Genomic DNA, 24,966 nt, shown 5'->3' with positions numbered 1-24,966 from the left:
ACGGCCTCGCCCAGGGCGGCGCGCAGGTCGGAGGGGGCGCCGGCGTCGTCGGGCAGGGCCGTCGGTGGGCCGACGACGCCGCGGCGCTCCTCGGTCTCGGCGGCCATGCGCTCCTGGATGGCACTGGAGGGGACGGTGGGACGGGTGAGGTCATTCAGGTCGCGCATGGGCCCATCATGCCCACCCACCGTTCGCATTGCACGACCCGCTTAACCATCAAGAACGTACTTTTGCCGCCAGGACTGCGATTTCCCGCAAACGACTACGGGCAGATCCCAGTATTCTGCGGGAAAACGCAGTTCCCCAACGGAAAGTACGTCCTCGATGCGAGCCGCAGTCACCAACGCATCAGCGGAGCAGCCCGAACCGCGCTCGCCTCAACTTCAGCTGAAGAGCGAGGCGGCCACCATGGTGTCGCCCTTCTTGATGCCCGGCGGGATCGCGAACAGGGCCGAGGCCTCGTGCTTGAGGTACTCCTGGAGGGCGTCGCTCTTGGTCATGCGGTCCAGGATCGGGTAGAAGTTCGTGCGCGGATCGCGCACGAAGGCGATGAAAAACAGCCCGGTCTGCAGCAGCCCCAGGGAGTCGGAGCCGTCGGTGTAGTTGTAGCCGCGGCGTAGCATCCGGCGCCCCTTGTTCTGCTCTGGTGAGACGACGGCGATATGCGCGTCGGCCGGCACAAGACTCTCGCCCTTGTCGTCCTTGGCCGCGTAGTCCACGGCCGTGAACTCCTCGGAGGACTTCGTGGGGTTGGCGATGCTCAGCGGCGCCCCGTAGCGCTTGTCGCGTCCCATGGTCTGCTCCTGCTCGATGAGCCGCAGGCGATCCCATACCTCGGCAAGCATGCGGATACGCCGCGCCACGTAGTAGGTGCCGCCGGTCATCCAGGACGCCGCGGCATCGTCACCGGGCTGGACCCACAGGTGCTCGTTGAGCTGATCGGCGGGATCCTCGGCCTTGATATTGTTGGTGCCGTCCTTGAAGCCGAACAGGTTGCGCGGGGTCTCCTGGTCCACGGAGGTCGACGACGTCCGCCCGTAGCCGACCTGGCTCCACCGCAGGGTGGCGGTCCCGAAGGCGATACGGGTGAGGTTGCGGATCGCGTGGACGCAGACCTGGGCGTCGTTGGAGCATGCCTGGACGAGCAGGTCGCCGTCGGACTGGGCGGCGTGGAGCTGGTCGCCGGAGAAGGAGGGCATGCCCTCCTTGAGGATGGCCGGCATCTTGGCGGCTAGTCCGAAGCGGTCGTTGCCCTCGGCGTCGACGAACAGGCCCTTGCCCACACCGAAGGTGATGGTCAGGCCGTTGGGCTTGTAGCCCCAGGCCTCACCGGTGTCCTTGGGCGGCAGCTGCTTGTTGGAACGGGGCTGGCCGCCGATGAGCTCGCCGGCGGTCATCTGCTCGGCGGCCACGGCCCAGTCGGCCAGGAGGGTCTTGAGCTCCTCGACGTCGGTGGTGGAGACGTCGAAGGCCGCGGTGAACATGTTGTCCTGAGCGGGGGTAGTGATCCCCGCCTGGTGGTCACCGCGGAAGGGGTAGGTCGTGAGGATGGCCTCCTCGGGTCGCCGGGAGGCCTCCCAGGCGCGCCCACCAGCGACACCGGCCAGGCCCGCGAGCGCAGCCCCCAGGCCCGCACCGGTGAACATGGCGCGGCGGCTCGTGCCCTTGACACCGGGCTTGTCGGGCTTGTTGGATTCGTCCGATTTTCCGAGCTTCTCAGGGGCGCCGGGGGTCTCGGGATCTCCCGAAGCACCGGATGCCTCCGAGCCACCGCCCGGGTTTTCCGACGTCGGGGCTCCCGACTCCTCGTACGCCTGTGATGCCTCCGGGCCGGTCGCGTCGGCCGCGACCTGGGTCTCATCCGACTCGTCAGCCGGCTTGCCATTCACTGTCTGCTCCTTCCGGGGGTGACGACGACGGCGCTCAGAGGATGGTTCCGGCGACCTGTGACAGGGACTCGCTCAGGGCGTTGACGGCGTCGGAAAACTTGCGCTGCACGTCGGTGTAGGAGTTCTTGTCCGGGGTCTCGCCGGCGTCCTTCTGGACCGAGGCGATGGTGGAGTAGTCCACGTAGGTCTTCTGGCCGTCGGCCGTCTGACCGCTTGCCTGAGCAGCAACGAGGTCCTCGACCGCCTTGAACTGGGTGGTGATCTTCTCGGCGAGCTTGGAGTCCTTCTTCTTCATGAGGTCCTCGACGTTGCCGTAGGCGACCTTGGCGCCCTCGACGTTGGCCTGGAAGTCGTAGAGGTCGGTATGGGAGAAGGTCTCCTCCTCACCGACGATCTTGGTGGTGGCGACCTCTTCGAGGAGGGTGGCGGCGCCGTTGGCGACGTCCTCGAGCTCGAGCTCGAACTTCTTGCCGCCGGTGCCGTTGATGTTGCCGTAGACGAGGTCGTAGAGGGACTTGGTGTCGGCGTTGAGCTGGTCGGCGACCTTCTGGCGGGCTGCGTCGTCGGTGAACTTAAAGGGGCTGGCGGGGTCCTGGACCCACAGGTCGGCCTCGATGCGGTGCCATCCGGTCCAGCCATCGATGACCTCCTTGTCGGTGACAGCCTTACCGGCGCCGGAGGCGAGGTCCTGGACGCGGGTGTCCAGGGAGGCGTCAAGGTCTCCGGCCTCCTTGATCCCGAAGGACTCGGCGGTGGGCTCGATGCGCTCGTAGTACTGACGTGCCAGCGGGTAGAGGCTCTGGGCGGTGGCGGTGTCGCCGGAGGTGTAGGCGGTGACGAAGCTCTGGGTGGCGGTGAGGAGCTGGCCGGTCTGGTCGCGCACGTAGGCGGTGTAGTTGGTGACGGCGGCCTCGCGCGCCTTGGCCTCGTCGGCGCTGACGTCGACGGCGGCGCCCTTGGTGATCGTCAGCTGGGTGACACCCTTGAGCTCGCCGACCATGTTCGGCTTGCAGGCGGCGTAGTAAGTGCCCTCCTTGAGGGAGGTGGTGAGCTTCGCGGTGGTGCCGGGGCCGATGTTCTCCTGCTCGGAGATGATCTGGAGCTTGTCCTCAGTGAGGATCTCCAGCTCGTTGGGCGCCGAGCCGGAGTTGGTGATGGTGAAGGTGACGACGCCCGAGGGGAAGGAGGTGGAGGACAACTGGCAGGAATCATCGGTGAGGGTCACCGTGATCTCCTGGGCGTTGCCAGATCCCGAGGCACCGCCCTTGGCGTTCTTGGGGTTGTCGGCGCAGGCGGCCAGGCCCAGGCCCATGGCGGTCAGAGGGAGCAGGGTGAGCACTTTGCGTCGCTTGATGATCGGCATCTGTCTTTCCTTTGTGAGGAGGCGGTGGTGGATGAGGGTCTTATGACGGTCAGGAGACCTTGCTCGTATCGACGTCGGACGTGGCGTCGCTGACGTCATCGGTGCTCTCATGGGTCTCGTCAGCGGCGATTTCCTGGCTCGGCGAGGGCCGCGGTCCCCGGATCTGAAGGGTGAGCAGTACCAGGACCGGCATGATGTAGAGGCACCAGCCCACTACCTGCAGCACGGTGGGCTGGAGGTTGAGTTGGAACATGGCCTGGAGCAGCACATAGAGCCAGTAGAGGGGCGAGGTGCTGCCCGGCAGGTGGGCGGACAGATCCCAGGCGTGGCTCATGATGCCGGGAAGGACACTGGCCTCCTGGAGATCGCCGACGCCATAGGCGACGATGCCGGCGGCGACGACGACGAGGAAGTACCCGGTGGCAGCGAAAAAGATGCGGAAATTGATGCGCACCGCGCCCTGGTAGATGAGGACACCCAGCACGATGGCCAGGGCGAGGCCGGTGACGACGCCCGCCGTCGTCTGCATGGTGGAGCTTTCGATGCTGGAGCGCACGGTGGCCCAGATGAACAGGGCCGTCTCGACGCCCTCGCGCCCGACGGCGACGACGGCGATCCAGACAACACCCCAGCCGGAGCCGCCCTCGGCGAGGGTCCTGGACAGTGATCCCTCCAGGTCACCCTTGAGCTCACGGGCGTTCTTGCCCATCCAGAAGATCATCCAGGTCACCAGGCCGACAGCAACGAAGGACAGGGTGCCGCCGAGAATCTCCTGGGCCTGGAAGGTGAGGGTCTTGGGCCCCCAGGTCAGGATGGCTCCGGTGGCCAGAGGTAGGAGGGCGGCCAGTCCGACGCCAATCCACAGCTTGGGCAGAGCGTCACGGCGGTCGGCCTTGACCAGGTAGGCAACGATGATGCTGACGACAAGAGCCGCCTCTAAACCCTCCCGTAGGGCGATCAGCAGGTTGGCGAGAAACACTCAGCCTCCATGTCATGAATTCGTCTCGGATCGCAATAAGCAAGGCAAGGCTAGCCTATGGTGATCTGATCACCAAGACCTCACGTTTGTCGCATCCGTATCGGGCGCACCCAGGTTTTGCCGATCGTGACGGTCAGCATTACCTATGGGCTGACCTGCACGTTCACCCAGCCGGGAGCCGGCGACCGTCCGGCACCGCACCTTCGCGGCCGAACTCGCACTCACAGCGCCACAGACTTCAATCACCCGACCTGCACACTTGCCCTCACACACAACCACCCGCATTCGATACCGATCGAGAACGTACTTTTGCCGCCAGGACTGCGATTTCCCGCAAACGACTACGGGCAGATCCCAGTATTCTGCGAGAAAACGCAGTTCCCGAACGGAAAGTACGTCCTCAAGCAGGAAGCACATCCTCGACGACGAAAGACAGCGGGTGGCCGCACCAGCAGAAGATATCCCCCTGCGCCCGAAGCGCATCAGTGACGCATATCGGCTAAACCTACGGTGCAACAATGACGCCATGAGGACAACGATGCGTCTCGACCCTGAGGTCGCGGCTGCGGCAAAGCACCTGCGCCGCAAGCACCACATTGGCCTGGGTGAGGCCGTCAACGAGCTCGCACGCGCGGGATTGGCCCAGAAGAAGACACCCGCGCACTTCTAGCAGCGGACGGCCGACGTCGGACTGAAAATCGATGTCACCGATATCGCCAGTACTCTTGAACTACTCGATCAATCCAATGCCGAAGGCACCCGGTGATCATCGACGCCAACGTCCTGCTTGACGCCGTCGGGAAAGGGCGGTGTGCAGGCAGGTGGAACCAGCCTGCACACCGCCCCCGGAACACGGATGAGGGCAATGGCGTCACCGTCCGCTTCGCCCCCCGTCTCGCCCCCACCCTTGAGTCAAGCGGCTCGCACAGCCTCAGCTCACCGAGCCGTCGTCCTCCTCGATGCCGGCCGCGGTACCCAGGCTCTCGACGGTGTCGAGGTCATCAACGCCGCCCTCACTGGCGACGGCGCCCCCGGCTTCCCCGCCGGCCTCCATCTCAGCCCGCGCGTCAGCCTCCTCCTTGAGTCGGGTGTTGACCTTCTCGACGTCGAGCCGCGTGAGCAGGAAGAGGATGAGCGCGTTAGCCACGAGCGGCAACCACACGTACATGATGTAGATCATCTGGATGGCGGACTCCGGCTGGACCTTGAGGTCCCCGTCGTACCCGGAGGCGGCCAACAGCCAGCCGGAGAGAGCCGTGCCGAGGCCGCCGCCCACCTTCACGCCGAGCGACGTGCAGGAGAACATGAGCCCGTCAATGCGCTTACCGGTGCGCAGCCAGGTGTGCTCCGAGGCCTCGGCGATGAGGGCGTTGAGCGTGCCCTGCAGCGAGCTCATGCCCAGGGCCGCGATTCCGGAGAGGATCAGCATGAGCGGGAGGCTGTTCATGTAAGCGGCCACGAGCACCCCGAGCCGCCCAAGGGTCGCGATGATATAGCCGACGACGTTGATCCGGTACATGCCCCCGAAGCGGCGCACCACCAGCGGCGTAATGAGGAGCCCGATCATGAGCGGGATGTTGATGGCCCAGGAGAAAGTCTTCAGCAGGTCCTCGTCCCCCAGGACGTACTTCATGAAGTAGATGCCCATGTTGAGCATGGCCGTGAAGATCTGGGTGAGCAGGAAGACGATAAGGATGATGAGGTAGTACTTGTTGGACACCAGCATCTTGGCCGACTCCGCCACCGAGAGCTTGTCCTCCTGGGGCTCCTCCTCACCCTCGAGCTCCTCGGGCGGCAGCTCCTTGACCGAGAGCACTGAGAGCGTGTTGACCGCCAGGCCGAGTAGCGCGTAGATGATCGCCATCGTCCGCCAGCCGACGGCGCCGCCGCCGAACAGGGCCACACCGCCCACGGTGGCGCTCTGGATGAGCAGGTTCGTCCCGAAGGCGAACATGAAGCGGATGGAGCCCATCTGCACGCGCTCGGAGCCATTGCGGGTGATGAGCGCGGTCAACGAGGAGTAGGCGATGTTATTGGCCGTGAAGAAGACGGCATTGAGCAGCGTGTAGGCGATGAAGAACCAGGCGTACTTGGCGGTATCCCCCAGGCTCGTGGGGATCGCGAAGATCGCGATGAGCATGGCGGCACAGCCCACGAACCCCCACAGCATCCACGGGCGGGCCTTACCCATCCGCGTGTTGGTGCGGTCCAGCAGCGCCCCGAAGATGATGTCGGAGAAGCCGTCGAAGAGTCGGGAGAACATCATGAGCGTGCCGACGACGCCCGCGTTGAGCCCGGCGCTGTCCGTCAGGTAGATCATGACGAAGGCGGACAAGAGCACATAGACGACGTTGCCGGCCACGTCGCCCGAGCCGTAGCCCACCTTGTTGTACCACTTCAGGTACTTTCTCTCGCTGGCCGCTTCGAGCCCGATTCCTGCGGTGGGGGCGCCGGCCTTCTTACCGGCAGACTCGCTGCTCATGGTTTCACCTCATTGTGAGTATTGGTGTGGGTAAGGGTGTTGAGCAGGAGATGGAGCTCCATCCCCAGCTCCTGGCCGTCGACCTGGTAGCGGGGCCGCAGGGCGGGCCCGCAGCTGTTGGATCCGATGCCGGCCATCGCAGCGTCCAAGCACAGGACCGTGCTGCCCGACGGCGTCAGATCGGTGTTGCGGCGCCGCGCGGCCAGCTCCTCCTGCGTGTAGCGGGAGGCGTTGAAGGAGAAGGGAGTCGGCCCGACGACGGCCAGGCTCAGGCCGTCCCCGGAGACGATCACCTTGTTGCAGTCGGCGTGGCTGCCGTTCTCCTGGGGCCGGATGTAGTCCTCGTGGAGATCGACGACGTCGGCACTGAAGGCCCCGTGGTGGCTGGCGCGATGCTTGTCGATGTAACTCTCCTGCGGGCCCAGGCCGTAGTAGTCGACCTGGTTCATGACCTCGGGCAGGAAGAGGCGCAGTCCCAGGCGCGGCAGGCTGGGGAAGCCCAGCGTCCGGCGCAGTCGCAGGCTCAGGCTCAGGACGCCGTCGTCGGTGAGGGTCCAGATGAGTCGTCCGCGCAGGGCGGGCTGGACCGAGGGCGCCACGAGGCCGACGTCGGCGCTGATGGTGACGCGACCGGGCTCCTCGTCGACGTCGACACCGTAGGCGCGGGCCGCGGCCTGGTGGTAGTGGGCACGCTCCCATTCCAGGCGCACGTGGCGGTCGTTGTCGGTGGGCGCCCGCCAGATGTTGAGCTCGACCGGGCGGTCTAGGAGCTCGCGGCCCTCCGCGGCCAGGGACACGGGCAGGCCGGTGCGCGTGTCGATGGCGCAGCGCAGGCCCGCGGCCTCGACCTCGACCCGGGTGCCCTCGCGCTTGACCGGCAGGCGGGTCTCCCCGATGGGGCGGCCGGCGAGCGCCGCGACCCACCGGTGGCGCCTGTCGGCGTTGCGCAGCGGGATCTCGTCAAAGCCCAGGATGTGCCCGGCTGCCAGCAGCGAGTCGGGGCGGGCGAGCCGGTAGGTGACCAGCAGGTGGCAGCGTCCGGTGGGCGGAACGCTCGGTTCGCAGCGCAGCATGACGCTCGTGTGCGGCGGGACGGGCTCGAGAAGGTCGAGGTCCTGGCGGTCCACGACGACGCCGTCGCACCGCACCTCGTAGGAGATGCGCAGGTACTGGGACAGGTCGGTGTGGTCGAGGTCGTTGTGGATAGTCAGCAGGCCCTCGTCCTGGTCGTACTCGAGGACGCGGGCGGGGCGCTGGACGTTCTTGAGCTCGGCCAGGCCGGGGTGGGGGACGCGGTCGGGCGAGACGAGGCCGTCGACGCAGAAGTTGCCGTCGTGGACGGCCTCGTCGTGGTCGCCGCCGTAGAGGTGGATCGGCCGGCCGTCGTCACTGGTTCCGGCGGTCACCGCATGGTCGCACCATTCCCACACGAAGCCGCCGCACATGCGCTCGTCTGCCCGGATGATCTCCCAGTAGTCCTCGAGGTCGCCGGGCCCGTTGCCCATGGCGTGGCAGTACTCCACGAGGATGAAGGGCTTGTCCGGGTCGGAGTCCAGGTAGTGGCGGATCTCCTCGATGGCCGGGTACATGCGGCTGTACAGGTCGATGCAGGAGTAGTCGTAGCGGCGCTTGGAGTCGCGGTAGTAGGAGCTCTCGTAGTGGGTCAGCCGCGTGGGGTCGAAGTCCTTGGCCCACATGAGGGCCGCTTCGAGGGTGCAGCCGTAGGAGCACTCGTTTCCTGCGGACCAGGAGATGACGCTGGGGCGGTTCTTCTCGCGGTGGACGCACAGTTTCATGCGGTCGACGGTGGCCTCGGTCCACTCGGGGTTGTCGGCGATGGGCTCGTTCCAGTGCTCGACCTGGTTGTCCCAGGAGGGGTCGGCCAGGAAGCGGCTCTGGGTACCGTGGCTCTCGTTGTCGGCCTCGGACATGACGTAGAAGCCGTGCTCGTCGCACAGCTGGTAGAAGCGCGGGTCGTTGGGGTAGTGGGAGCTGCGCACCGCGTTGATGTTGTGCTCCTTCATCAGGCGCAGGTCCCACTGCATGTGCTCCAGGTCGACGACGGGCCCGGTGGTCGGGTCGGAGTCGTGCCGGTTGACGCCCCGCAGGGTGATGGGCCGGCCGTTGAGGCGGACGACGGCGTCACTCGTCTCGATCTCGCGGATGCCGACCCGGTCGGTGATGACCTCGTCGGGGGTGGTGATGACCAGGGTGTAGAGGTAGGGGTTCTCGGCGCTCCACAGGTAGGGGGCGTCAAGGGTCAGGCGGACCCGGTGGGTGTAGCCGTCGTCGCCGGCGAAGGGTTCCAGGTCGCCGGCAGCCACGACCGTGCCGCCGTGGTCCACGAGCTCGACGCAGGTGGGTACGGCCCCGCCCCGGTAGGCGCCCTGGATCTTGACCAGGGCGGTGCCCGGACCGGCGTCGAAGCCGGTGCCGACCACCGGACCGAGCGAGGTGGTGGTGGCGTAATCGAACAGGACGGCGGCGGGGCGGCTCAGGAGGTAGACGTCGCGGAAGATGCCGCTGGTGCGGAACTTGTCCTGGTCCTCCAGGTAGGTGCCGTCGCACCACTTGAGGACCAAGACCGCCAGGCGGTTGGCACCGGGGCGGACGAGCTCGGTGACGTCGAACTCGGCGGAGGCGTGGGAGACCTGGCTGTAGCCGACATAGGTGCCGTTGAGCCACACGTAGAAGCAGGAGTCCACACCCTCGAAGGTCAGGTAGGTGCTGGGGGCGGCGGCGTCCGGGGTGTACTCGAAGTCGCGGATGTAGGCGCCGCAGGGGTTGTCCTGGGGGACGTGGGGCGGATCGAAGGGGATGGGGTAGCGCACGTTGGTGTACTGATGGTGGTCGTAACCCAGGTGCTGCCAGGTGCTAGGCACCTGGATCCGGGTGAAGCCCTCCGGGACGCGGGCGGAATCGGGGTCTTGGTCGTCGCCGGCGCTCTCGGGGGCTTCCTGCTCCCAGAAGGCCTCGGTCAGCTCGTGGATGCTGGGCAGGTAGCGGAAGGCCCACTCGCCACTGAGCAGATGGAAGCGGTCGGAGTCCTCCCGCCTCCAGGGGCTGGTGGCGATAGGACGGGATGCGGGCACGTAGTAGGCGCGCGGCGGAAGCGTGTGCTCGTGGAGGACACCGAGGTCCTCGAAGTATCTAGGAACGATCATTGTTCGGCTCCCTCAGGTGTGGACGGGAACGGGGGACGCGCAGCAGTGCAACGTCTTTATGTTGACGTTAACATAGTAGACGAGCCCCGCTCTAGTGAGGCAGATCTATCGACCCAATCTGGACTCCACCAAACACTGAGGAGAAACATTATGGTAACGTCACCATATCGTCAGGATGCGGGTACTCCTGCCGCCCCTGCTAACCTCATGCCAGGGCAGCGCCGGGGCGCGGAAGGAGCGCCGTCAATGAGCGATGTGGCTCGCTTGGCCGGCGTCTCAGCCCAGACGGTCTCGCGCGTGGCAGCGGGCTCGGAGCACGTCCGGCCCGATACCCGCGAGCGAGTCCTGCGCGCGATGAACCAACTGGGCTACTCCCCCAACCGCGCAGCCCAGGCCCTGCGCCGCGGCTCCTTCAAGACGATCGGGGTGCTGACCCAGCAGATCCAACGCACCGGTGAGGCCCTGACCACCGCGGGAGTGCTAGAGGCCGCCACCGCCGTCGACTACGCCGTCAACCTCGTCCAGGTGGAGCACCCCGCCTCCGACGACCTGCGCGAGGCCGTCTACCGGCTCTCCCACCAGGCCATCGATGGGCTTGTCGTCGTGCAGGCCGGGCGGGCCGGGCGCGAGCAGCTGGTACTGCCGCCCTCGATGCCGGTGGCGGTCTCGGACTCCACGCTCGTGGACTACTACCCCTCGGCCAGCGCCGACCAGGTCGGCGGGGTGCGCGACGCCGTCGGGCACCTTCTGGGGCTGGGGCACCGCACGGTCCACCACGTGTGCGGACCCGAGGACTCCCAGTCCAGCCTCATCCGCAGAGCCACCTGGACCCGCTGCCTACAGGAGGCGGGGCGGGAGGTTCCCGAGCCGGTACCCGGCGACTGGGAGGCCGCAGCGGGTTATGAGGCCGGTCTGCGCCTGTCGGCCGACCCGGAGGCCACGGCCGTCTTCTGCGCCAACGACGAGCTGGCCCTGGGCCTCATCCGGGCCATGCACGAGCAGGGCAGGCGCGTGCCGCAGGACGTCTCGGTCGTCGGCTTCGACGGCCTGGCCGTGGGCGAGTACAGCTTCCCGCCGCTGACCACGGTGCGCCAGGATTTCAAGCGGCACGGCCGAGAGATGGTGGGGCTCGTATTGGAGCAGGCGGCCTCCGGGGAACTGGACCGCAGCCGCAGCATCATCATCCCCACCGAGCTCATCGTACGCGGCTCAACCGCCCCGCCGGCGCCCTGAGTGCGCAGTACGGCGTCGGCCCGGCTCAGTCCTCCTGGGGCAGGAGCATGGAGGCGCCCAGGGCGAAGGGGAATCCGGGCTTGAGAATGCACTGGATGACAGGCTGGGCCATTTCCAGGACACTGTCGGCGTCGAGCCCCTCCTCGCCGTCGGGACCGGCCTCGGCCACAAGGTCGGCGTAGGGGACGGTGAGGTCGAGCAGGGCCATGCCGTCCTGGTGGGTGGCGGCATCCCAGGCGCCGCCCTCCATCTCCTGAAGAGTGCCCAGGTGGAAGCTCATGACGCCGCGGTCGTCTACCTGCGCGGGCACGGACAGGATGTGGTGCGGCTCGGGGTCGCGCGGCGCCCGCAGAGTGAACAGGATGATCCCGCCGTCGCGGGCGGCGCGCAGCATGATGCGGCCGATGTGGATGCCGAAGCTGACGACGTCGAAGATCCCCTCCATGGCCTGCTCGTAGCTCAGCGGCTCCTGGAGGGGGATCGGGGCGCCGTCGCCGGGGTCGTTGATGGCGCGGCGGCCCGACGGCGTCGCGGCCCTGAGCAGCAGGAGCCGGCCTGAGTCGGTCAGAGTGCCGGTCTCCACCTGCTCCTGCCAGCCGGCGGGGGCCTGGGCGGGGCCGGGCTCGGACTCCACCAGGCCCATGCCCAGGACGCTGGACAGGTCGGTGCCGTCGGCGGGCCGGTGCCAGGTGATGGTGGCGTCGTCGTGCCAGATGGGGACGACGCCGTTGAAGGGGATGCCGAAGCGCACGTGCTCGCGCTCGCCATCGACGGGCCGGGAGGCATCGACGTGGCTGACGCGCCCGCCGGCCCGGCCCGCCGGACCTCCGCCGTCGGCGCTGCCGTCCTGCGGTCCTGCCAGGTACTCGCTCATGAATCCACCCTATCGGCGGGAGAGTCGGGCCGCGTGTCGCTCTGCGCACCGATTCGCCCGCCGGTTCGCGCCGCGGCCCGAACTGCGCGACGCTCCTCCTTGCGGGCGTGCTCCCACTCGTGGACCTGCCGGGCCGAGAGGGCCAGCAGGGCCAGAACCTGGAGCGCGCTGGTGATGACCAGGCCGAAGGTCGCCTGTCGGACCCCGAGACTGGAGACCTGCACCATGTCGGTGAGGATGCTCAGGACGAGGGTGGCCATGAGGGCGATACGGCCGCGCGGATGCCCGTGCCAGGCCGCTGCGCCCAGGGCAGCGGTGGTCAGCGTGAGGACGGCCGACACCGTGGCGATGACGGCGATGACCGCGGCGATCATCCCTTGGTTCATGCCGGAGATCGGAGTGGCGTCCAGAAGGTCAGTGACGTCGATGCGAGTGACACGCATGAGCTCGACGACGATCATGATCCCGATGAGGACCAGGGCGATGATGAGCTGGCTGGGGCGCCGCCGCCGGGCCTCGAGATCGGCGAGGTGGGCCAGGCGCAGGGAGAGCCCGGAGTCGGACCCGGGCACCACCTCGTTGAGGTCGAGGACGTGGAGAGCGCCGTCGGTGACCACCCGGTCGCCTCCCCCGTTCTTGTCATGGTAGGAGGTGAAGAAGTCCGGCCAGATCTCGAGTTCGGCGGCCTCATTGGCCCAGCGGACGTCGTCGACGACATAGTCGCGCTCGATGTCGATGTCCGCGTCGATCTTGTGGGTGACCTGGAGGGTGAGGGCGCTCAGACCGACGGCACGGTCGTAGGTGGCGGCGGCCAGCCAGTCCACACGGCCCCCTCCGGGCAGGACCCAACCGGGCGGGCAGTACCAGAAGCGGATGTGGTGGCGTTGGGCGGGGTTGCCCTCGACCTCCTTCTGGTAGGCGAAGCTCTGCTTGCGTCCGAACAACAGGAGGTTGGAGACGGGGGCGGCCGGGTAGGAGCGCCGCAGCAGTGAGGAGATGACGATGCGCCACGAGGAGCGCAGGGTGATGGGGTCGGCGCGCACCCAGCCGGCGGCCGTCATCGCCTCATGGATATCTTCCTCGTCGCCCTTGACGGCGAGGTTGACGGGGTCGCCCAGGAGCCCGTCGGGGGTGCGGGTACGGCCGATGAAGTAGTCGGGAACGTAGAGCCAGGTGAGGACCTGGTGGAGGCGCGGCAGGGCGAGGTAGGCCAGCACCGCCCAGAACAGTAGGGAGTTAACCACGAGCGCAGGTTCGAGGTGCCAGCCCGAACCGATGAGAAGCCAGGCCAGCCACAGCGTGGCGACGGCGGCGATGGCGAAGAAGACGGAATCGAGGACGTCGTCGATGCTCCAGGAGCGTGCATCGACCTCCGACATCTTGGACGGGCCGGCCCGGTAGACGGGCGGCGTCGTCGGGCGGGGGCGAGTCGCCTCGGGTGTCGTCATGGCGTCACGCTACCGAAAGGGGCGAATGCCGGATGCCGGCCGCGCCGTCGCGGACCGCGGCCTCGCACAGCACCGCGCCTCACGAGCCGGTGGGATCGTGAGGCGCGGCGGGGGATGGACGGCGTCACCCGAGAACATGGCATCGCCGAGGAGGGGAGCGGAATCGGTTTTACTTGAGGACCAGTTCCTGGGTGTCGGAGTAGGGCCCGTAGTGCTTGCCCGTCCGCGTGTTCTCACCCTCTCCACGGTCGTAGACGATGTTGGTGGAGCCATCGGAGAACGGTTTCAGCGTGGTCGACTTGCCCAGCGAGACGAAGGCGAACCAGCCCTCGACGCTCGGGACCCCGGAGTCCTCGGCGATGTCGAAGGTCTCAAGGCCGTCGGCCTTCAGGTCGTTGGCCAGCAGCGATCCGTACTCGTCCGCCTTGAGGGAGGAGTCCTTCTTGTCCTGCAGCGACGTAGTGTGTGCGACGCCAGAGCTATAGCCGACATCTCCATCAAAGTCAAGCGTGCAGTGGAGGAGGTAGACGGTTTCATCGCTCTTGCCCTGCTTGTACTTCGGTGCGGCGTAGTCCTCGACCACCTTGTCGCAGGTCTGCGTGAGACCGATCTCATCGTCTCTGAAGGTCACTGTGTTGATGTCCTGGATCTTGGAGCCGGACTTGGTGGTCTCACCACCCTTGGAGTCCTTCTTCTTGTCCTTCTCATCCTTCTTGCCCTTCTCATCCTTCTCGTCCTTCTTGGAGTCCTTCTCGTCCTCGGACGCAGTCGGGTCCGACGAGGAGCCCGCGTCTTCATCAGCGGAGGCGCTTGCGGTAGCCCCGTCGGTCGGGGTTTGGGGGCCTTCCTGCTCCTCGCAGGCGGACAGTCCAACAGCCATGGCAAGGGCGGCGGCGACGGAGAGGACCTTGACGGTGGAGCGCATGGGAGTTCCTTTCTGGTGCGCTGCGAACACCGAAATTATGCGGTGCCCACGGATTCTCCACCATGGGGAGCGCACCTGGGGAAGTCCTCCCCACCTCCCCCGGTTGCGGCGCACACCCGTCGTCCCGGTGCTTACCGGGCAGTCCGCTACGAATCGGGGGCGTCCTGGAGGTCTCCGGGGAAGTTCCTTACCGCATGCGCCGGGGCGCCGTCAGAAGTCCCAGTCCTCATCCTGGGTGGCCTCAGCCGTACCCATGACGTAGGAGGAGCCCGAACCGGAGAAGAAGTCGTGGTTCTCGTCGGCATTGGGGGACAGGGAGGCGAGGATCGCCGGGTTGACGTCGACGGCGTCGGCCGGGAAGAGCGCCTCGTACCCCAGGTTCATGAGGGCCTTGTTGGCGTTGTAGCGCAGGAACTTCTTGACGTCCTCGGTCAGACCGAGCTCGTCGTAGAGGTCCTCGGTGTACTGCTCCTCGTTGTCGTAGAGCTCCATGAGGAGGTCGAAGGTGTATTCCTTGAGCTCGGTCTGGCGCTCGGGCGAGGACTCGCGCACGGCGAGCTGGTACTTGTAGCCGATGTAGTAGCCGTGGACGGCCTCGTCGCGGATGATGAGGCGGATGAGGTCGGCGGTGTTGGTCAGCTTGGCGTGGCTGGACCAGTACATGGGGGCGTAGAAGCCGGAGTAGAAGAGGAAGGACTCCAGCATGGTGGAGGCGACCTTGCGCTTCTCGGGGTCGTCGCCACGGTAGTAGTCCAGGATGATGCGGGCCTTGCGCTGGAGGTTCTCGTTCTCCTCGCTCCAGCGGAAGGCCTCGTCGATCTCCGCCGTCGAGATGAGGGTGGAGAAGATCGAGGAGTAGGAGCGGGCGTGGACCGACTCCATGAAGGCGATGTTGGTCAGCACCGCCTCCTCGTGGGGGGTGCGGGCGTCGGGGATGAGGGAGACCGCGCCGACCGTGCCCTGGATGGTGTCCAGGAGGGTCAGGCCGGTGAAGACCCGGGTGGTCATGTTCTTCTCGGCTTCATTGAGGGTGGCCCACGACTGCACGTCATTGGACAGCGGCACCTTCTCGGGCAGCCAGAAGTTGCCGGTCAGGCGGTCCCAGACCTCGAGGTCCTTGTCGTCGGCCAGGCGGTTCCAGTTGATGGCCTGGACGCGGTCGACCAGCTTGATGGGCTCGTGCATCGGTTCCTCCCGGGGTTTGGGTGAGCTGGCCTCATGCTACCGACGACGGTGCCGACCGGCTGTGATGCCCGACCGGGTCGCGACTGTGGTACCTGCCGCCCTCCCGGCACTGGGGATGCCCGGACACGGGCGCCGCCAACAAGACGTTATTGACTAACATTTCGTTAGTGACTAACATCTTGGTCATGAGTCCACGCGCTTCGACGACCGACCTGCTCCGGCGGACCGCACTGAGGATGTTCGCCGATCAGGGGTTCGACGCCGTCCCGGTCACCGCAATCGCCAAGGCCGCCGGGGTCTCCCACATGACCTTCTTCCGCCACTTCCCCACCAAGGAGGCCGTGGTGGTGAACGACCTGTTCGATCCGCTCATTGCCGCGGCCGTGCGCGCCCAGCCGCGGCAATGGCGTCCGCTGACCCGGGCGGTGCGAGGCCTCGTTGCTGCCATAAGTGAGGAGTCGGCGCGCGAGGAGATGTCCTCCCGGGAGTTCTACGAACGCGTTCGACTGGCGGCCCTCACCCCGTCGCTGGCAGCCGCCGTGCGAACCGCGGGTCAGGAGACCGAGCGCGCCATCGCCGCGGCGCTCGTCGTTCCGGGCGTCGACGATGCGGCGGCGCGGGCCGCGGCCGGGGCCGTCATGGGTGCGGCGAGCAGCCTCCTGCTCACCTGGGCGGAGGAGACCACCGTTTCCGATGAGGTGACCGAGATCGGTACCGCATCCCGCACCGAGGCAGTCGTTGGCGCCGCGACCACGCTCAGCCGGGGTCTTCTTAGCCTGCTGGAGGAACCGTGAAGGGTGCGGCGTCAGCCCTGGAGGTTGATCGCGTCAGCGTCAGCCTGCGGGGAGAGCCTGTTCTGCGAGAACTCTCCATGTCCGTCGCGCAAGGCGAGTGCCGCGCCGTCGTGGGCCTCAACGGCGCCGGGAAGTCCACAGCGCTGCGCGTCATTCTGGGCATGCTCCACCCCCACGCCGGCAGGGTCCTCCTGTGCGGCCGCGATATCGCCTCCTGCCCCAGGGACGTGTGGCGGCGGGTGGGCCATTTGGTGGAGGCGTCGTCGTCCTACCCAGAGCTCACGGCCCGGCAGAACATCGGGGCGACCGCCCGCCTGCACGGGGCCGATCCCGAGCGAGCCGAGGGGGCGGCGGAGCGGATGAGTGAGATGCTGGCGCTGACCGGATGGCTCGATACGCCTGTGCGCCGCCTGTCGCTGGGCACGCGTCAGAAGGTGGGGTTGGTCGGAGCCCTGGCACATGAGCCGGACGTCGTCGTCCTCGACGAGCCGACCAATGGGCTCGATCCGCTGGCCGTCGTCGGATTCAGGGATCTTCTGCGGGAGGTGACCAGGCGCGGCGGCGCGGTGCTGGTGACCGGGCACCACTTCGATGAGCTCACGCGCATCGCCGACCGTGTCAACGTCCTGCACCGGGGGCGGATCATCGACACGATCGCACCCGAAGAACCCGGCCGCCCCGGAGGCGCAGACCTCGAGCGCGTCTTCTTCGACGCCGTCCTGGCAGCAGACCAGGCGGCCCTGGGCCCCAGCTCCGGTGGGTCCTCCCGAGCGAGGCGGCTACAGGACGAGCGAAAGGAGTCATGATGATCGCCGAACGTGGAGCTTTCCCGGTTGTTCTCGGTCTTGAGGCTCGCAAGCTGGCCCGGGCGATGGTGACGCGCGTGGCGACGCTCGCCGGCCTGGTCCTCGTCACGGTCGCTACCGCCGGTGGGTACGCCGCCGCGATGCACGCCGGCGATACCGATCTGGGGAGAAAGGCGGCATCCATGGTGACCTCACCCGGCTGGGACGGCTATACCGCCCTGGGCGCCACGAGCGTGAGCGCAACGACGCTCCTGGCGGTGGGCGTGGTGATGTCGTGGAGCGTCGGCCGGGAGTTCACCGACGGCACCATGGTGGGGCTGTTCGCCATTCCACCGACTTTGCGCAGCATTGCCGCGGCGAAGATGGTGGCGACCCTGAGCTGGGCGGCACTGCTGGGAGTCGGCGAGGCGGCCATGCTGACGACGGCGGGGCTGATGCTCGGCCTGGGGCCGGCAGGGGCGGCCGGCTGCTTCGCGGTGCTGGCGCTCATCGCCGTCCTGCTCAGCGCGAGTGTCCTGCCGGTCATGTGGGCGGCGACCCGCTGGCGCGGCTATCTGGCAGGGATCGGGTTCACGCTGGCGATCCTGGTCATCACCAACCTGGCCGCCGGCTTCGGGCTCGGCTCCTGCATCCCGTGGTCCATCCCGATCGTGTGGGCCGCGCGCCGAGCGGAGGTCGGCACGCCGTTGCTGGCGGTTCCGGTGATGACCGCCGCGATCGGCGCCTGGATCACCTACCGCTCCTGGGATCGGCTGCAGCTGGGCGCCGACTGACCGCGGGACATTGCCCCATCGGAAGGCCGATCTTCGGCCTTCACGACGAGGAGGAGGCAGCCTGCTGCGCCGCCGCGAGGATCGCTGCACCCCTCTTTGGAGGCCAGCCCTGCCCGACAACGCTCCCATTCTTCATGTCGAAGCGAACGTGATCCAAACCGGCCCTCTCCCAGGCCGTTGAGAGCTCAACGCCCTGAAGGACCCGATTCCCCAAGACAACAGCCAGCACCTTCGCAGCGGCATCGGAGTCGAGACCGTCTTCGTAGCTCCCGAAGGCAGCCACACGCAGCTGGATCTGACAAGACACGAAATCCATTTCATCCAGTTTAATCGACACCCCCTCTCTACTCCTGTAAATCGGGGAAATCGCCTCAAATACTTGCTTCAACGGAACAGAGCCGAGATCAGCGCCTCCAGTGCACCGAACCGTCACACTCACTTCGCCGACGCGCACGTACTGTTTGAAAGGCAGGAGATCGATCGATAACACATCGGAGCCGAGGGCAACCATCCAGCTATCCGGAAAACTTTCAGCTCCACGATACCGCACCGAGGTTCCATACGAAGAAACCTCGATGCTCTCAATCGCGGGGATACATAGCCCGGTAATCGCCTTGACCGCCTCCGTCGCATCGCCCACCTTCCTGCTCCATCTGACACTGGTGGATCCTCGCATCCAGGCGATCTCCATATCCACGGCCGACGTGGACGACCCGGAGATCTCCTCGACTTTATTGAAAGAATCGCCGACTATGGCGATCAAGGTATTGACGGGCGGTTCGTTTTCCAGTCCCACGCGAATCGTCCAGCGAATACCGGCATCACCGCAAAACCTGGCATGCACTTCAACCGAGTCAACGCCTTTCAGGCGGCGAAGATATCTTCGCACTCTTCGTTTCCTGTTGAACTCAAGAAGCGAACAGTACACAATAATGGCAGCAAATACAGGGAGTGACGAAAACCGCCTACCGACCCGACTCGCGGGACCCAGAATACGGCAATTAAAGAAACTTGCATCAATGGCAATGAGTATCACCAATGACAGCCACAGAATCCCCAGGATTGCAGCGTTCACTATATTTCATCTTCCGGGATCCGGACGGGCCTTCCCTACGCGCGCATCCACCCCATATTTCTAGCTGCTTCACAGTGGGGCGTACCGCAAAGAGTGGACCGGTTCGCATCATCTCCGGAGTCTGCGCCCCGACTCCCAGGCCGACTGACTCAGCTGGACCTAGCCAGGGCGAGAGCGGTCAGAAGGACACGGAAGACGCTGCGTCGACGATGAGCCATGACATCACCGTAAGTTCCCAGCCCCGCACACGGAACGGGGAGGAATCCCCGTTCCGCAGGCACCGGCCACGTCTCGTCAGGATCCTCGTCCACCGCGCACCATCTCACCGTGGAAGCATCTCGCCTTTCTCACCGTATGCTTCTCCTCGTGAGTCAGTCGCGCATCGCAGAGATTCTGGACGGCCTGTACTTCGAGGCGAAGACGCAGCGGGGCAAGGGCACGAGTTTCGAGCGCCTGGTGCGCCAGTTCCTTCTCACGGATCCGCGCTACGCCGAGCGCTTCGACGAGGTGTGGATGTGGAGCGACTGGCCGGACCGGGGTACGCGCCCGGACCACGGCATCGACCTGGTGGCCCGCGAGCGCGAGACCGGCGAGCTGTGCGCCGTCCAGTGCAAGTTCTATGACCCGCAGACAGGGGTCATCACCAAGAACGACGTCGACTCCTTCCTGGCGGAGTCGGGGACGGGCGAGTTCACCTCCCGGCTCTTTGTGTCCACCACGGAGCGCTGGAACTCGGCTGCGGAGGAGACGGTGTCCCGTCAGGCTATCTCGGTCTCCCGGGTCGGCCTGGAGGACCTGTTCAACTCCACGATCGACTGGGATTCCTTCAGCCTGGAGACCCCCGAGGTCATGGTTCGCACCGGTGGCAAGAGCCTGCGCGAGCACCAGAAGCGGGCCTTGGACGCGGTGAGCGCGGGCCTGTCCACGGCGGACCGGGGCAAGCTCATCATGGCCTGCGGCACCGGCAAGACCTTCACGTCCCTGCGCATTGCGGAGGCCATGGCGGGCCCCGGCGGCCGGGTGCTGTTCCTCGTGCCCTCCATCGCGCTGCTGTCTCAGACGCTCATGGAATGGAGTGCCGAGTCGGAGGTGCCGCTGCGCTCTTTCGCGGTCTGCTCGGATGCGAAGGTCGGCAAGGGGCGCAAGCGCACCAGCCTGAGCGAGGACATCTCGGTGGTGGACCTGGCAATCCCGGCCACCACGGACGGCGCGGCACTCGCCAACCGCCTGACGCGTCGCCCCGCCCCGGTCAACGGGACGGCCCCGATGACGGTGGTCTTCTCCACCTACCAGTCGATCGACGCCGTCGCCCAGGCCCAGGAACTCGGCGCCCCCGGCTTCGACCTGGTGATCTGCGACGAAGCCCATCGCACGACCGGCGCCACTCCTTTGGGCACGGATGAGTCCGCCTTCGTCCGCGTCCACAACAACGCCTACATCCACGCCTCCAAGCGCCTCTACATGACGGCGACTCCCCGTATCTATGACGACACAACCAAGGCGCGCGCCGGTCAGAAGAACGCGATCCTCGCCTCCATGGACGACGTCGAGACCTACGGTGAGGAGCTTTTCCGCCTGGGCTTCGGTGAGGCGGTCTCCCGTAGCCTCCTGACCGACTACAAGGTCCTGGTCCTCACGGTCTCAGAGGACCAGATCGCCGATCAGATGCAGTCCTCCCTGGCTCAGGACGGCCAGCTCACGCTCGACGACGCCGCCCGGATCGTCGGCTGCTGGAACGCCTTAGCCAAGCGCAGTGTGGATACGGCCGACTACGGCAAAGACATCCAGCCGATGCGCACGGCGGTGGCCTTCGCCCGCGATATCAAGACCTCGAAGCGCTTCGCCTCGTCCTTCAGGAACGTGGCCGAGGACTACCGGCTCACGCTCACCGATGAGCCGGAGGTGCCTGAACTGCCCGACGACGCGGACGGCGTCGACTCCGATACCCCGTCTCAGAAGCGGCTGGGATCCGTGAAAGTTCGCCACGTGGACGGCTCCATGAACATCATGGAGCGCACCAGTCTGCTGTCCTGGCTCTCGGGCGATCTGGGCGCGCCGGCGCCGACCCGGCAGGCATCGTCAGCATCGGAGTCGGAGGAGACATCCGTGTCCTGCCGAATCCTCTCCAACGCCCGGTGCCTGTCCGAGGGTGTGGACGTCCCCGCCCTGGACGCGGTCATGTTCCTGTCCCCGCGCAAGTCCCAGGTGGACATCGTCCAGTCCGTGGGGCGGGTGATGCGCCTGGCGCCGGGCAAGCAGTACGGCTACATCATCCTGCCGGTGGCGATCCCCTCGGGAATGTCGCCCGAGGACGTCCTGTCTGACAATGACACCTTCCGGGTGGTGTGGGAGGTGCTTCAGGCGCTGCGCGCTCACGATGAGCGCTTCGACGCCATGGTCAACAAGATCGATCTCAACCAGTCCAAGCCGGACAAGATCGCCATCATCGACCCCTTTGGGGCTGCCGCCGACGACAGCAACTCCTCCAGTGCTCCGGCGCATCAGCAAGCGGCCTTCGACCTGGGGGCGCTCGGCAAGTGGCGGGAGGCGATCTACGCCCGTCTGGTCCAGAAGGTCGGCTCGCGGCGTTACTGGGAGCAGTGGGCCAATGACGTGGCCAACATTGCGGCCCGTCACCGTAAGCGCCTGGCCAAGCGGGTGCAGGACCCGGAGGTGGCGGCCGAGTTCGAGCGCTTCCTGGCGGCTCTGCGCGCCAATCTCAACGACTCGATCACCTCGGAGTCCGCGATCGACATGCTCTCCCAGCATCTGGTGACCAAGCCGGTCTTCGATGCGGTTTTCGACGGCTACGACTTCGCGGCCGAGAACCCGGTGGCGCAGGTGATGGGCCGGATGCTCCGGGTACTGGATGGATCCAACCTGGAGGCGGAGACCGAGGAGCTGGAGGGCTTCTACGAGTCGGTCCGCGAGCGCTGCACGGGCATTGACAATGCGGCCGGCAAGCAGCGGGTCATCACCGAACTCTACGAGAGGTTCTTCTCCCTGGCCTTTGCCAAGACGGCCAAGTCGCTGGGGATCGTCTACACGCCGGTGCAGATCGTGGACTTCATTCTGCGCAGCGTGGACTGGCTGGCACGCACGCACCTGCGGCGCGGCATCACAGATGAGGGTGTGCACGTACTCGACCCCTTCACCGGGACGGGGACCTTCATCGTCCGGCTCCTGCAGTCCGGCCTCATCAGCAAGGCGGACCTGGCACGCAAGTACGCGGGCGAGCTGCATGCCAACGAGATCCTGCTGCTGGCCTACTACATTGCGGCGGCCAATATCGAGGTCACCTACCGCGACCTCATGCGCAGCGACGCGCCACCGGCCGGCGGTGGAGAGAGCGACCCGGCGCAGGCGGGGTATACGCCCTTCGACGGGATCGTCCTGGCCGACACCTTCCAGATGACCGAGGACGGGGACACGCTGGATCAGAGCGTGTTTGTAGCCAACAACGACCGGGCTACGGCCCAGCTGGAGTTGAAGAGTATTCAGGTGGTCGTCGGCAACCCGCCTTACTCGGTGGGGCAGGAGTCCGCCAATGACAACAACGCCAACCAGCACTACCCGTCCCTGGACGACAAGATCGAGGCGACCTACGCGGCTCGCTCCACGGGCACCAACAAGAACTCCCTGTACGACTCCTACCTTCGGGCCATCCGCTGGGCCTCGGATCGCGTCGGGGAGGCCGGGGTCATCGGCTTCGTCACTAACGGCGGCTTCATCGACGGCAACACGGCCGACGGCGTGCGCCTCACCCTGGCTGAGGAGTTCTCCCACCTCTACGTCTACAACCTGCGGGGCAACCAGCGCACTGCGGGTGAGCTCTCTCGGCGGGAGGGAGGCAAGGTCTTCGACTCCGGTTCTCGCGCGACCGTGGCCGTCACCTTCCTCGTCAAGGACCCGGCGCATGAGGGGCCGGCTGTTCTGCACTATCGGGATATCGGCGACTACCTCTCCCGGGAGGACAAGTTGCGGATCGTCGAGGAGTCGCAGATCGACACCTTGGAGTGGGAGACCCTCACTCCGAACGCCCAGGGCGACTGGATCAACCAGCGCGACCCGAGCTACGAGTCCTGGCAGTCCATCGGCGAGGGGCAGGCGCCGGTCTTCGCCTCATACTCTCGTGGCGCCGAAACTGGGCGCGACGCGTGGGTCTACAACTTCTCGTTGCCGGGGCTGCGCGACTCGGCGCAGCGGCTCATTGAAACGTACAACGAGGAGCGCGAGCGCGTCCACCGCACCCGGGCGGCTGACCTGAAGGCCGGGGCAAAGGTGCGCGATCTTGTCACGAACGACGAGACGCGGATCAAGTGGACGTCGGGCCTCTACAGCGACCTGGCCAAGAACCGTGTCATCACCTATAACGCGGGAGCCGCCTACTGCGGCTTGTACCGTCCCTTCTGCAAGCAGTGGCTCAACGCCTCCGACGGCATCATCCACCGTCCCGCTGTTTTGCGCCGCTACTTCCCGACACCCGGGCACGACAATGTTGGTTTCTATCTTGTTGGTCAAGGCTCGGACGTTCCCTTCTCCACCGTTATGACGGATGCGGCGCCGAACCTCCATGTCACAGGCGCCGGCAGCGGAGGGCAGTTCTTTCCGCGTTGGACGTGGGAGCCGGTGGGCGGTCGTCATGCGGCCGAGTCAGGCATGCTGGACCTCTCCGGTGGCGAGGATACGGAGGAGTCCAGCACCGCCGTCGGACAGGAGGGTGAGGTACTGGGCGATTACCGCCGGGTGGACAACATCACGGACGCCACGCTGCGCAGCTACCAGGCCGCCTACGGGCCGGAGGTGACCAAGGATGACGTCTTCTACTACGTGTACGCCCTCCTGCACTCCCCGGAGTATCGGACGCGGTATGGCGCGGATCTGAAGAAGTCATTGCCTCATATCCCGTTGGTGGCAACCCGGGACGACTTCGTCGCCTTCACCACGGCCGGGCGCGGTCTTGCCGACCTGCACCTGGATTACGAGTCCGTGGAGCCCGCACCGTTGAGTCTCATGGTCGATGGCCAGGAGGTGCCCTGGGATCTTCGGGAGACAATCTCCCCGAGCCTGCTGCATGTGGAGAAGATGCGCTATGACCGAGTTCTCCAGGACGGCAAGCGGCAGGATGACAAGACCTCGATCGTTTACAACGAGCATGTGACGATCTCCGGTATTCCCGCCCAGGCACAGGAATACCTGCTGGGCTCTCGCAGCGGCCTGGACTGGCTGCTAGAACGCTACCGCGTGAGCACCCACAAGGCCTCCGGGATCGTCAACGACCCCAACGACTGGATGGCGGAGGGCGCGGGTGGCGGCCCCACTGCCTCGGCGCAGCCCCGCTACCTCCTGGACCTCATCGCCCGCATCACCACCGTATCCGTCGGCACCCAACAGATCGTGACCTCTCTGCCGAGCCTTGAGGTCAAGACGGATGTCTGATCCAACTCTTCTCCGCCTCACACAGTTCAACCCCCAGAATCTGGGCAACCCACCTTACAACCTGGACGTCATCGGCTTTAATAATTCCTGGTGGGAAAACACCTTTCGTGCTCCTACTGAATATTTCTCATTCAGGCTTGGAAAGAACGAAGTGGCTCGTGCGATGATACTTTATCAGACCCTCCAAGACTCCTACATAGGAATCCCAGAACAATGTCAGGCTAGGCTCATCCAGTTTCTGGAAGTGAGAACTGACCATCGACGCCAGGGCATTGGCGCGCAAGCAATTTCTCTTTTGTCTGGATTGCATCCAGATCCATACCTAGTAGCCTTTTCATCAGAAGCAGACGATTTCTGGAGCGGAATCGGATGGACGTGGCACCCCCGCAAGGACGGCGAAACGAAGCACTTTATGAGGCTCTACGCCAGGGAGCCCTGAAGCCGTATCGCCACAAAACGCAAAGTGAGCTCTGAGTCTTGAGAGCATCTCCATAACTGCCCACACCATCGAAGAGCACCTGCGGAGCGGGCGACACA

17 protein-coding genes are annotated in these 24,966 nt (G+C 66.0%); 7 read left to right on the top strand and 10 right to left on the bottom strand.

Translation table 11 applies throughout. The features are described 5' to 3' along the window. Window positions 1-383: 383 nt before the first annotated feature. The 3 genes from efeB to efeU are packed head-to-tail and all read right to left on the bottom strand — an operon-like array spanning window position 384 to window position 4,231. The gene (gene efeB, locus HMPREF0975_RS03705) at window positions 384-1,889 is read right to left on the bottom strand and encodes an iron uptake transporter deferrochelatase/peroxidase subunit (RefSeq protein WP_009232795.1); all 1,506 of its coding nucleotides are present in this window, start codon (window positions 1,887-1,889) and stop codon (window positions 384-386) included. A gap of 34 nt (window positions 1,890-1,923) precedes the next feature. Continuing rightward, window positions 1,924-3,252 (bottom strand): iron uptake system protein EfeO, encoded by a 1,329-nt coding sequence (gene efeO / locus HMPREF0975_RS03700; RefSeq protein ID WP_009232794.1) that lies wholly within the window; start codon window positions 3,250-3,252, stop codon window positions 1,924-1,926. A 49-nt stretch (window positions 3,253-3,301) separates the two neighbouring features. Then, window positions 3,302-4,231: an iron uptake transporter permease EfeU gene (gene efeU / locus HMPREF0975_RS03695; RefSeq protein ID WP_009232793.1), complete on the bottom strand. Its 930-nt coding sequence runs from the start codon at window positions 4,229-4,231 to the stop codon at window positions 3,302-3,304. A gap of 526 nt (window positions 4,232-4,757) precedes the next feature. Here efeU and HMPREF0975_RS16045 point away from each other — a divergent pair. Beyond that, window positions 4,758-4,901 carry a hypothetical protein gene (locus HMPREF0975_RS16045; RefSeq protein ID WP_198009137.1) on the top strand — a complete coding sequence of 48 codons (144 nt, stop codon included), beginning with the start codon at window positions 4,758-4,760 and terminating at the stop codon, window positions 4,899-4,901. Window positions 4,902-5,162: 261 nt separating this feature from the next. On the opposite strand, the gene HMPREF0975_RS03685 is transcribed toward HMPREF0975_RS16045, so the two are convergent. Together HMPREF0975_RS03685 and HMPREF0975_RS03680 are read right to left on the bottom strand one after the other, a co-directional pair. Continuing rightward, on the bottom strand, window positions 5,163-6,713 hold the full coding sequence (locus HMPREF0975_RS03685; RefSeq protein WP_009232791.1) for an MFS transporter: 1,551 nt from the start codon (window positions 6,711-6,713) through the stop codon (window positions 5,163-5,165). Beyond that, on the bottom strand, window positions 6,710-9,877 hold the full coding sequence (locus HMPREF0975_RS03680) for a glycoside hydrolase family 2 TIM barrel-domain containing protein (protein WP_009232790.1): 3,168 nt from the start codon (window positions 9,875-9,877) through the stop codon (window positions 6,710-6,712). Before HMPREF0975_RS03680 ends, HMPREF0975_RS03685 begins: the two co-directional genes overlap by 4 nt. Window positions 9,878-10,123: 246 nt before the next feature. Between HMPREF0975_RS03680 and HMPREF0975_RS03675 the strand changes: the two genes are divergently transcribed. Further along, the gene (locus tag HMPREF0975_RS03675) at window positions 10,124-11,110 is read left to right on the top strand and encodes a LacI family DNA-binding transcriptional regulator (protein ID WP_009232789.1); all 987 of its coding nucleotides are present in this window, start codon (window positions 10,124-10,126) and stop codon (window positions 11,108-11,110) included. Between the two features lie 25 nt (window positions 11,111-11,135). On the opposite strand, the gene HMPREF0975_RS03670 is transcribed toward HMPREF0975_RS03675, so the two are convergent. From HMPREF0975_RS03670 to nrdF, 4 genes are all read right to left on the bottom strand, one after another. After that, on the bottom strand, window positions 11,136-11,984 hold the full coding sequence (locus HMPREF0975_RS03670; protein WP_009232788.1) for a hypothetical protein: 849 nt from the start codon (window positions 11,982-11,984) through the stop codon (window positions 11,136-11,138). Further along, on the bottom strand, window positions 11,981-13,432 hold the full coding sequence (locus HMPREF0975_RS03665) for an LssY C-terminal domain-containing protein (protein ID WP_009232787.1): 1,452 nt from the start codon (window positions 13,430-13,432) through the stop codon (window positions 11,981-11,983). Before HMPREF0975_RS03665 ends, HMPREF0975_RS03670 begins: the two co-directional genes overlap by 4 nt. Before the next feature lie 169 nt (window positions 13,433-13,601). After that, window positions 13,602-14,357, bottom strand: coding sequence for a hypothetical protein (locus HMPREF0975_RS03660; protein WP_009232786.1), 756 nt, complete (start codon window positions 14,355-14,357; stop codon window positions 13,602-13,604). Between the two features lie 210 nt (window positions 14,358-14,567). Next, on the bottom strand, window positions 14,568-15,542 hold the full coding sequence (nrdF, locus tag HMPREF0975_RS03655; RefSeq protein WP_009232785.1) for a class 1b ribonucleoside-diphosphate reductase subunit beta: 975 nt from the start codon (window positions 15,540-15,542) through the stop codon (window positions 14,568-14,570). 185 nt (window positions 15,543-15,727) lie between these two features. Between nrdF and HMPREF0975_RS03650 the strand changes: the two genes are divergently transcribed. The 3 genes from HMPREF0975_RS03650 to HMPREF0975_RS03640 are packed head-to-tail and all read left to right on the top strand — an operon-like array spanning window position 15,728 to window position 17,915. Then, complete coding sequence (locus tag HMPREF0975_RS03650; protein WP_232212451.1) at window positions 15,728-16,336, top strand: TetR family transcriptional regulator; 609 nt, start codon at window positions 15,728-15,730, stop codon at window positions 16,334-16,336. Continuing rightward, the gene (locus HMPREF0975_RS03645; RefSeq protein WP_009232783.1) at window positions 16,333-17,142 is read left to right on the top strand and encodes an ABC transporter ATP-binding protein; all 810 of its coding nucleotides are present in this window, start codon (window positions 16,333-16,335) and stop codon (window positions 17,140-17,142) included. The genes HMPREF0975_RS03650 and HMPREF0975_RS03645 overlap by 4 nt, the downstream gene beginning before the upstream one ends. Beyond that, window positions 17,142-17,915 (top strand): ABC transporter permease, encoded by a 774-nt coding sequence (locus HMPREF0975_RS03640; protein ID WP_009232782.1) that lies wholly within the window; start codon window positions 17,142-17,144, stop codon window positions 17,913-17,915. The genes HMPREF0975_RS03645 and HMPREF0975_RS03640 overlap by 1 nt, the downstream gene beginning before the upstream one ends. Before the next feature lie 40 nt (window positions 17,916-17,955). On the opposite strand, the gene HMPREF0975_RS03635 is transcribed toward HMPREF0975_RS03640, so the two are convergent. Then, the gene (locus HMPREF0975_RS03635; protein ID WP_232212449.1) at window positions 17,956-18,990 is read right to left on the bottom strand and encodes a hypothetical protein; all 1,035 of its coding nucleotides are present in this window, start codon (window positions 18,988-18,990) and stop codon (window positions 17,956-17,958) included. A gap of 366 nt (window positions 18,991-19,356) precedes the next feature. Here HMPREF0975_RS03635 and HMPREF0975_RS03630 point away from each other — a divergent pair, with 366 nt between their 5' ends. Beyond that, window positions 19,357-24,429 carry a DEAD/DEAH box helicase gene (locus HMPREF0975_RS03630; RefSeq protein ID WP_232212448.1) on the top strand — a complete coding sequence of 1,691 codons (5,073 nt, stop codon included), beginning with the start codon at window positions 19,357-19,359 and terminating at the stop codon, window positions 24,427-24,429. Beyond that, entirely contained in the window at window positions 24,422-24,868 is a 447-nt protein-coding gene (locus HMPREF0975_RS15435) for a hypothetical protein (RefSeq protein ID WP_156808160.1), read from the top strand. The genes HMPREF0975_RS03630 and HMPREF0975_RS15435 overlap by 8 nt, the downstream gene beginning before the upstream one ends. Window positions 24,869-24,966 lie beyond the last annotated feature (98 nt).

The sequence above is a fragment of the Actinomyces sp. oral taxon 849 str. F0330 genome (genome assembly GCF_000239715.1).
In the GTDB taxonomy this organism is placed as follows: domain Bacteria; phylum Actinomycetota; class Actinomycetes; order Actinomycetales; family Actinomycetaceae; genus Actinomyces; species Actinomyces johnsonii.
The sequence above is the reverse complement of the archived record's forward strand: the minus strand, read 5'-3'. Positions and strand labels throughout refer to the sequence as shown.